Origin of the sequence: Mesorhizobium sp. M1A.F.Ca.ET.072.01.1.1 (assembly GCF_004023325.1) — a bacterium.
GTDB lineage: Bacteria > Pseudomonadota > Alphaproteobacteria > Rhizobiales > Rhizobiaceae > Mesorhizobium.
Map to the genome: position 1 here is coordinate 1 of NZ_RZSF01000288.1, position 8656 is coordinate 8656.

The window sequence follows — 8656 nt, forward strand, 5'->3', positions numbered from 1 at the left end:
CTGTTCTACCACCTGACCGAATCGACGCTTGAGGAAGCCCTGCCGGGCCTGCTCGAGCGCAGTGTCGAGCGCGGCTGGCGCGCGGTCGTGCAGACCGGCACGGAGGAACGGCGGGACGCGCTCGACCAGCATTTGTGGACGTTTCGCGACGACTCCTTCCTCGCGCACGCCACCGACCGCGAAGTCTATCCGGCCGAGCAGCCGATCCTGCTCACCACGGGGGAGGGCAACCCCAACGCTGCCCAGATCCGCTTCCTGGTCGATGGTGCGCACCCGCCCGAGCTTTCGGGCTACGAGCGCGCCGTCTTCCTGTTCGACGGCCACGACGCGGCGCAGCTCGAAGGCGCGCGCAGCCACTGGAAGACGATGAAGGAAGCCGGCCACGCGGTGACCTACTGGCAGCAAACGCCCGACCGTCGCTGGGAGCGCAAGGCGTGAGGGTGATCAGCGGTCGCTCATCGTTGTCTTGTTGATTTTCGTGCCGGGCGGAAGGTCCTTCACCTGTCGGTGGATTTGGCCGGCGATATGCACTTTGACCCTGAAGAAGTCTTCTTGATTTGCTCGACGGACATTTCCCCACCGAGCACGGGTGGCGTTTCAAAGTCGTAACATTCGCCGGCGGCAGGCGCGCTACATCAGCGATGCGGTGGCCATGCGATTTTTGGCGGTATTCGGCTTCTTGTCGCCGACATACTCAACATTCGTATCGATGAGGCGGTCGCTGTCGATGCCAATCGCGGTCATGATGTCCATGATCGCCTTGATCCGTTGCTTGGCCAGGTCCTTGTTCGTCTTTGCCGCATTGGCGCCCGTGATCTCCTTGGCGGCCAATGCCGTCAGTTCCACGTTGCAACGCGAATCCTTGATGCTGTTGGCGAACTTCTCGAGGTCGCGTTTGACCGGGGGTGAAATCACCGAGGATCTGCTGTCGAAGAAGAGGGCGACCTGGGCAGGGCTTCGCTTTTCATACTGCCGGCAGGAGATCCCTTGCTTCGGCAAGGTATACAGGATAGCGCTCCGCGCCTGGTTCTTATCGCTGGCGCTATCGTCGACCCAATGAGAAAGCGCCAGCACCATTTCGGGCTTGACGCCCTGCGCTTTCAGAAACGCGCGTGTGGCGTTCAGCCTTTGGCCGGCAATGCTGTCCGCCTTGTCGTACGCGCCTTCCTTGCTGGCCGTCGCGTAGAGCCGGTAGCCGCAATCGCGACCGGCGTTCTTGACGAATGCCGCCAGCCCTTTCGCGGTTTCGTCGGAAATCTTGCCATCGCCCTTTTTGAACAGGACGCGGTACGAGTTCCACTGGGTGCACTTCGGCCCGACGTCGCGCTCCTGGGCGGCGGCTGTGAAAAATGCGGCGCTGACGGGAATGATGAAAAGACCCAGGACAAGGCCGACAATACTTTTCATTTCTTTGGCGCCTTTCCACACTGACCCGATCTGTTCTTATCGCACTTCGCACCTCTGATTCGCACCCATGAAAGGTCACGTTCGCGCGATTGGCGGGCTCCCGCCCTTCAGTCCCAGACGAGCAGCAATTTGCGCCAGAAGGCGTTGGACGGCATCGGCTTCGAACCGCGCGGCAGTTTGATGGCCAGATAGATGGTCAGCCATTTGCGGTCGATCTCCCGGACGGAAACCTTCAAATCGTGCAACTCGAAAGGTTTCGAAATCCGCGTCCATCCGGAGAATGCCAGCGCGCCGACCGGCGTGTCGTTTTTCCAGACCAGTTTTTCTTCCGGCCGGCCCAGCGCCATGGCGAATTCGAACGGCGAGGCATCCTCGTGGGCGATCTCCACCGTGGCGATGACACTGCGGGCAAAGGTCGGGAAAGTCGAATTGAGGGCGGCGACAACCGGGCCATGGATGCTCGGCCGCAAAAAGATACCGCCATTGTCCCCGGCGACCAGCAATGCCGGCAACTCGGACGGATAGTTCGTTACAAGCGCTGCGCGCTTCAGCTCCTCGCCGGTCAGCCGCCGCATGCGTTGACGTTCTTGCGGCGCGTTGAGACGCGGGTGCTTCCCGCCGGTCGAAACCACATTTCGGACCTGAATGCTTGAAAAGCCCCCGAGCACCCGAGCGTCCGGCCGATTGCCGCCGCATCTGACGGCGAGCAGCAGGTCGCGTCTGCCGGGAGCAGGCGAGTGGACGCCCGTTGCGATCTCGCGTGGTTCGTGCGGGCGGCTGACATCGGCCCAACCGTTCCCGTCGCCATCCTCGAGGAGCCGGGCGAGCTGGTCAAAGGTCTGGTTTTCCGCGTCCACGATCGCGATCTGGAACTGCGCCGGTGCGGTCAGTGCCTCATCGAGATAGACCCAGCAGCTGGCGCTGATCGTCCCCGCCGGACAGACGCCCTTCAGCAGCGCCATTGAGACGGTGCCGGCGGTGGCTTGGACAAACAGCTGGTCCGGCGACTGCTCGACATAGCTCAAGAGATCCGCATCGGCAGCCGGATGCGAGCCAACATAGGCGCGGCGCAGGGCTTCGACCGGGAGGTAGCGCTCGCTGTAGAGCGAGGAATGGAGTTCCGGCACTGTTTCTTCAGCGGCGGCGTTGAGCAGTTCGACGACGCCCAGCGTGAAGTCGGACCGTCCGGCGTGAGCGAGCAGCGAAATGGCCGTATCGGCCCTGCCTTCTCGCGCCGCAATCTCGGCCAGCAACTGCACTGCGTCCGCGGAGTTGGGGGAGGCTGCGCTCAGCCGCAGATACCGTTCGTCCTTGACGCGCAGTTCAAGGTTCCAGAGGTTGAGGTCCTTCTCATGATCGGCAGTGTTCGAGCTGATGCCGAGCTGCACGAACATGTCGGTGTGCGCGAACTTGTGCTTTCGAAACACATCGATGATCGGCCGGCGATTCCTCAGCCACTCGGCATTGCGGTTCATGCCGGCCGGCGAAGACCGGTACCAGTACAGCGGCTCCGGCACGGTGACGATTTCCAGACCCGCGAGATCGGCGCGCAGGAAGAATTCCCAATCGCTCGCCGAAAAGCCGCGCTCCTCGTTGAGGTAGCCAACCTTGTCGAACACCTCGCGCCGGAACATCGCATTGGCGTCGCCATACGGATTGGTAATCAGCGCAATGTCCGGCGGACCGCCGACCGGAAAGTAGAGCATATAGCCGCTCTTGGTGTCCGGCGGCACGAAGGGCTCGTTGAGCCATTTGGCGAAAGTCGTGCAGATATCGGCGCCGGACTTTTGCATGCCGGCCACGAACGTGCTGACCGCGTTGGGGAAGAGAGCGTTGTCGTCGTCCAGGAACAGGATAAAGGACCCCTTGGCGGCGCGAATACCGGTGTTGCGCGCTTTGCCGAGGAAGCCGTTCTTCTGCCGGATGATCCGCCAGCCGCGCTGCTCGAACTCGGGCTCGATGTCATTGAGCAGCCGAATTGCATCCGGATCCGTGCTGCCGTCATCGACGACGATCAGTTCGATATTGGGGTAGTCCTGGCGCCGGACCGATGCAATCGCCTGCGGCAACAGCCGCGCCCGATTGTAGTGCGCCGTGATGATGGATACCAGCGGCGGACGGCTGCGGTTCCGGCTTGGGCCGTCGGTTCTGGCCGGATGTCGGCACAATTTGACGTGCAGTTTGCTCCAGGCCTTCTCGCGCGCTTCCCGGTCAAGCAACGGTTTTGCCGGACCGAACGAGCGGCTCTCGAGCACGGATTGGATCTTGCCCGCGATCGCGGAGGGGGATGCCTCCACCATGACCGCCTCGGCAGATTCCGGCCGAAGCAGCCCGCGTATGCTGCCGACGTCCGTCGTGACGAACGGGATCTTCTCGTCAAGGCACGTCACCACATCCAGCGGGAGCTGCGCGGCCGAGTGCGTGATTGCCACCAGCGCATGGCTTTGCCGCAGGTAACGAAAGATCTCGGGCTCGTCCCGGATGGGCAGCAGTTTCAGCTTGAAGGGCCAATGCCGGGCGCGCCGCAGGATCATGCCGCCCGAATGCTCGCCGAGCACATGACCAAATGCGCCGACGATCGTCACGGCCAGGTCCGTCACGCCATTCTCGGCCAGGCGATCCAGTGCGTCGCAAAACAGCGTCAGTCCGCTTCGCGTCTTGGTGCCCGAGAAATGAACCACCTCGGCGGCCGGTTTTTCCCGGGGTCGGTAGTGATCGACGGCGAAGTTCGAACGCCACTCCTCCGGCTGCAACGGCGTCGCGATGTGCTGGCTGGCCGGCAGTCTCCACCCCGCCTTGGTCATCCAGTCGAGCAAGGACTGGCCTGTGACGACGAGATGGTCGCAGGTCTCGGCGGAGGTCCTCTCCATATGGGCGACGGTCATCTGCTCCTTGCGTTCGATCGCCCTGGCGTTAGCCTCCAGATCCCACATGAGCGGCCCATGCGCGAGCACCACGAGGATGGGAGGGTCGGCAAAGACACCCGTGCGCTTGGCGACGGTGGGGAAATGCGCCAGCCCGCCTTCAAGCGCGAAATAGACGACATCGAAGGGGTTCTGTTTGAGGTAGTGGTAGACGGCTACGGAATTCTTGTCGCTGGACTCCAGGCCACGCAGCAATTCGGGTGACCGCGGCAGCAGCTCGAGGCGCACCAGGAAATTATCGAAGCTCCATTTGGCGAGCCTGTCGATTTCCTGCTCGTCGGGCTGGCTGCCGAGCGGGCTCGGCACCCATAGCAGCGTGACCGTGTCGCCGATTTTCGCCAGGTGCTGCGCCAGCGCATACGTCGCCGACCCTGGATCAGCGGTCACCGTCGAGCCGAACTCGACTTCGGAAACGACACACACCCTGCGGGGTTTGTGGCTTGACTGCCGCTTAGGCGTAGAGATTGCGCCCGTCTTCGAACCAACCTTCAATCGGTCCCCCTCGATCCTCAGCCGCAGCAGTCTTGCCAACAGGTGGATAACACTTTGATAATCGTCTGACCGGGATAATCATCGCAAGCCTGTCCAGGCTCCTCGCGCAAACCGTATTGATTGGCGTTCGCATGCTTGCCCATCGACCTCCAAAACACCTTGAGCGGCTGGACCATAGGCCGCTTGACGTGCGCAAGGACGAGATTCTGTGCTTCGTTGCACTGCGCAACGAGAGGACGTTGCTGCCGCATCTTCTCGAACATTATCGAAGGCTCGGAGTCGACCGGTTCTTCTTCCTGGACAACGGCTCGACGGACGGGACGCGAGAACTAGTCCTGGAGCAGCCGGACAGCCATTGTTTCCACACGGAGGGGTCGCATTTCGCCGAGAACATCACCCCGCCGCGATGGATCAACACATTGATGCGCGTGTTCGGTTCCGGCCACTGGTGTCTGTCCGTCGATGCCGACGAGCTTCTCGTCTATCCCGATCTCGAGCGCGTGAGCCTGCGCCGGCTTTTCAATTATCTCGAGTCGACCGGCGCCGAAGCTGTGATCGGATCCATGATCGACATGTACGCGGACGGACCGTTGGCGGAGTGCAGCTACGACGGCAGCATCCCTCTGGTGGACGCATCCTCCTATTTCGATCCGGAGCCGGGATGGCTGCGCGCGCGGGATGGACTTTATCCTCCCGAGCAAATGTTCGGCGGGGTGCGCGAGCGCGTTTTCTGGCGCGGCCGCTTCAAGCAGACCTTTCCACCGTGCCTGACCAAGGTGCCGATCGTGCGGTGGAGCAGGGACACACATTATCACGCGGCGCAGCACACCATCAGCAAGGTGCGGTTCAGCGAACTCCGCGTCGCGCTGCTGCACTTCAAATTTGTTTGGGGCTTCCAGCAGAAATCGGCATCCTCGCTAGGCGAGAATGCGCAACTGAAAGAAAAGACGCTCGAAGAGCGCGCCGCCTATATGGAGGCCTTGGAGCGCAATCCGAAACTCTCGCTTCGCAACGACCGGTCCGTGCGCTATCGCGGCGACACTGCCCAGCTCGTGGAACTCGGCTGGATGAAAACCTCGGATCGCTACGCCGAATTCGTCGCGACGGGCTGGCCGCGGTTACACGAAACCGCGGCCAGCTGATCTGACGATCTATTGGCGAAATGCCGCCGGCAATTATCCGCCGTAGCGGCCGCCGCCATCCCCGCCATTGCCGTTCCCACCGCCCCCGGCAAACTGCGACAGGCTGTTCAAAGCAAGCGCTTTGCAGGCCGTTGGCGCATTCGGATAACGATGCAGGTAGTCCTCTAGCGCCTCGATGGTGCCGATCTTGAGGGCCTGCTCGCAGGCGAGCTCGGCTTCCTTGATTGGAGCAACTTCGATTTGCGCTTGCGCCGCATTCGAAAACGCGACGCTCAACCCGAGCAGACTGAGTCCGCCCAGAAGTAGCGACTGTATCTTACGCATTACGCCCACCCTTGCCACTACACACCCCATAGGCTGTTGATACTATTGATTTGTTAGCAATTTGTCAACCATAGCGGAAGAAATCGGCTTGAGAGATGGTTAACTTTGAGCGGCTGCTTGGGCCTGTGAAGGCTATTTCTCGCCGACGGGGCTGAATCGCGTCGTGGCCGCAGAAATGCGGCGCCGAAAAACAGGCGAACCGGCAGCATGTCGAGTTCAGATTTCGAACGTCCTGCTTTAGTCGCTGAACACCGTCAGCGTCCGAAAGAAGGCGTTGCTCGGAGCACCGTTCGGTCCTTCCGCGAAGCGCACCGCGAGCACGATCGAAAGCGGCATCTTGCGCCTGACATTGACCGTCGCCGCCAGGGCGTGGCGCACGAATCTGTCGCGGACCGTCATCCAGCCGGAAAAGCCGATTGTCTGCGCGCCGACATCCTGCTGCCAGTCTATAGGCCGGTCCGGGCGGGCGAGCGCCAGGCCGAACGCGATTGCCGGAGCCTCGGCATGGGCGAGTTCGATGGCGGCCTCTATTCTGCGAAAGAAGGGCGGGAATTGGTGATCGATCGATGCGGCGACCGCACCCTCCGCATGCGGGCGCAGGAACACGCCGCCGTCGGGCGCCACCAGCAACAACGGCAGCGCGGCAGTGCGCGGCGTAAGCAGCCTTGCGCTCCTCAGCGCGTCGTAAGCGAGCGCGCCTGAAGCGCCGGCCGCCACGGCTCTGCCTGATGCGTCTGGCTGCGGCCTGGCGAGACCGTCTCCAAGCAAGGCGGTGGCAGTATCGTGGCGGCCGACCGAAGCGGCGATGCCGGCGAGCGTCTCGATCGCTGCCTCGCCGTTCGGCTCGAGGTCGCTGAGAGCCAGATATTTGCGATCGGCAGGCGTATATTTCAGGTTCTCGCGCGCGCTGTCGACTTCGGAACGCGCCGTGTTCTGCGCGATGGCCATTTGGTGGAGCAGCCGGGTGTCATCGGATCGCAGCGTCCGGAACGCCTCCAGGACAGGCAAGCGGTTGTCGTACCAATTCGACGTGCGGAACATGCCGTCCGGTTTTGACCGGTACCAGTAGAGCGGCTTTGGAATGGGCCTGAGCTTGAGCCCGGCGAGTGACGCCCGCGCGAAGAACTCCCAGTCGTGCATGGCATAGCCGGGATCCTCAAGCCAAAATCCGATCTGCGAGAAAACAGACCGGCGCACCATCGCATTGGCGTCGCCATAGACGTTGTGGATCAGGCCCAGCGCGTCGGGGCCGCCAAGCGGCAGATACTGGATCAGGCCGTCGGCCCGGTCCTCGGGCACGAAATCCTCATAGAAGAGCAATTGGAAGGCCGTACAGATGTCCGCGCCCGATGCCGCCATGCCACGGACGAAATGCTCGACGGCTTCCGGAAAAAGCGCATTGTCGTCGTCCACGAACAGGATCAGTTCGCCGCGCGCGGCGCGCACTCCGGCATTGCGGGCGGCGCCAAGATGCTTGTGCGGCCGGCGCAGGATCCTCCATCCGCGCTTACGGAAGCCTGGTTCCAAAGTATCCAGCAATTGCCTGGCTTCTTCCAGGTCGCTTCCGTCGTCGACCAGCACCAGTTCAAGATTGCCGTAGGTTTGCGCCTCGACCGCTTCGATGGCTTGTTTGAGATAGAGCGGCCGGTTGCGATGCGCCATAACCACCGAAACCAGGGGCGCCGGTTGAGGCTGCTTGCGAATGCGCTTCCGGGCAGCGGGCACATGGCGTGTATCCAACCATGCCTTGCGGCAGGGGTCCGTCATATCGACCCGCCGTGGCCGGGGCGGTTTCTCGAGCGCCGCCAGCATGGCGGCCGCCAATTGCGCCGCGTCGGGCTCGACCAGCGGCGGCTGGCCGGCTTGAGCCTTCCAGGCTTCGGCATTCGCGCCGGCATTGGTTGCGACGAAGGGCAGCCCTGCCGCGGTGCATGCGCCAACGGCCTCGCCGGTCGATGCGGCAAGGCTAGGGACAACGGCCAAGGCGCCGCTGCGTGCGAGGTAGTCGAGCCTCTCCTCGAGGGTCGCGCGCGGCAACAGCTTGAGCCGGAACGGCCAACGTTCGGCGCGCCGCAGAAGCAGTCCGCCGCTGTGCTCGCCCATGATTTTGCCGAATGGACCGAACGCGGTGAGGGTCAGCCCTTCGGGCGCCGATTGCGCGAGGATGTCGAGCGCGTCGCAGAGCAGCGTCAGCCCGTCACGAAAGCGCGATCCGGCCAGGGCGGCAAGCTCACGCGCCTTGCTCGCGATGGGTGGCTGCGGCGCTTTGGTCCGGACGGCCCGAAGCGGTGGCGGCAGCACCGTCGCCTTCCGCACCTTCCAGCCTCTCGACAGCATCCATTGGCGCAGGGCGGCGGATGCACAGAC

At 62.8% G+C, this 8656-nt stretch carries 6 protein-coding genes; 2 read left to right on the forward strand and 4 right to left on the reverse strand.

Annotated features, from left to right (window positions below):
* Nucleotides 1–438 (forward strand): DNA polymerase III subunit chi (locus EOA32_RS28775; protein WP_245499408.1); only part of this gene is annotated, 438 nt, incomplete at its 5' end.
* A 192-nt stretch (nucleotides 439–630) separates the two neighbouring features.
* Here the strand turns inward: EOA32_RS28775 and EOA32_RS28785 are convergent.
* Together EOA32_RS28785 and EOA32_RS28790 are read right to left on the reverse strand one after the other, a co-directional pair.
* Nucleotides 631–1428, reverse strand: coding sequence for an OmpA family protein (locus EOA32_RS28785; protein WP_128373520.1), 798 nt, complete (start codon nucleotides 1426–1428; stop codon nucleotides 631–633).
* Nucleotides 1429–1514: 86 nt separating this feature from the next.
* Complete coding sequence (locus EOA32_RS28790; protein WP_128373521.1) at nucleotides 1515–4718, reverse strand: DUF6212 domain-containing protein; 3204 nt, start codon at nucleotides 4716–4718, stop codon at nucleotides 1515–1517.
* Between the two features lie 293 nt (nucleotides 4719–5011).
* Here EOA32_RS28790 and EOA32_RS28795 point away from each other — a divergent pair, with 293 nt between their 5' ends.
* The gene (locus EOA32_RS28795; RefSeq protein ID WP_189407444.1) at nucleotides 5012–5965 is read left to right on the forward strand and encodes a glycosyltransferase family 2 protein; all 954 of its coding nucleotides are present in this window, start codon (nucleotides 5012–5014) and stop codon (nucleotides 5963–5965) included.
* A 33-nt stretch (nucleotides 5966–5998) separates the two neighbouring features.
* Here EOA32_RS28795 and EOA32_RS28800 read toward each other — a convergent pair whose 3' ends face one another.
* Together EOA32_RS28800 and EOA32_RS28805 are read right to left on the reverse strand one after the other, a co-directional pair.
* A complete protein-coding gene (locus EOA32_RS28800; RefSeq protein WP_127215833.1) occupies nucleotides 5999–6289 on the reverse strand; it encodes a hypothetical protein in 291 nt (96 codons plus the stop codon).
* Between the two features lie 237 nt (nucleotides 6290–6526).
* On the reverse strand, nucleotides 6527–8656 hold a 2130-nt coding region (locus EOA32_RS28805; RefSeq protein ID WP_128373523.1), incomplete at its 5' end, for a DUF6212 domain-containing protein.